This is a genomic window from Sphingomonas sp. CCH9-F2, assembly GCF_001556735.1.
In the GTDB taxonomy this organism is placed as follows: domain Bacteria; phylum Pseudomonadota; class Alphaproteobacteria; order Sphingomonadales; family Sphingomonadaceae; genus Sphingomonas; species Sphingomonas ginsenosidimutans.
Genome location: NZ_LSJO01000159.1, coordinates 1 through 663, shown reverse-complemented (window position 1 = coordinate 663; position 663 = coordinate 1). Strand labels below are relative to the sequence as shown.

Below are 663 nucleotides of genomic sequence, written 5' to 3'. Positions count from 1 at the left end.
GGGGGCTGGGGCGCGTATCGCCGCCCGGTGCGCGGCTGGGCGCTGCCGGGCTATTGGGTCGCGCCGGGCTGGCACATCAACGACTGGCAGGCCTATGGCCTGCGCCAGCCGCCCTATGGCTATACCTGGTCGCGTTACTATGACGATGCGGTGCTGATCGACCCGCGCGGGACGGTGTACGACAGCGTCGGCGGGATCGACTGGTCGCGCGGCGACGCGGGATATGGCGGCTATGGCGCGGATGTGGCGAGTGACGGCTACCCGCGGCTCCCCTATCCGACGCGCGATGCCGACGGCGGGCTGGGCGGCGCCGCCATCGGTGCGGTGGTCGGCGGCGTCGCGGGCAATGTGATCGCAGGATCGGGCAACCGGCTGGGCGGCACCTTGCTGGGCGCGGGCGCGGGCGCGCTGGCCGGCATGGCGATCGACAAGGCGGACCGCGCGGGGCGCGTCCCGGTCGCGCCGCCACCGGGTGCGGGCTATCCGCCCCCCGGTGCCGGCTATCCCCCGCCGCCGGGCGCCGGTGGACCGGGTGCGCCGCCGCCACCGGTCGTCGCCTATCAGCAGGGCAGCTATGGCGGCGATTATGCAGGCACGACCTATTCGGGGACGACCTATTACGGCTCGCCGCCAGCCGACTACCCCGCCTACGCCCCCTATCCC

The 663-nt window shown here is 74.1% G+C and carries 1 protein-coding gene; it reads left to right on the top strand.

The window, feature by feature from the left end:
• A partial coding sequence (locus AX685_RS20885; protein WP_197418480.1) for an RcnB family protein occupies nucleotides 1-663 on the top strand: 663 nt, incomplete at both ends.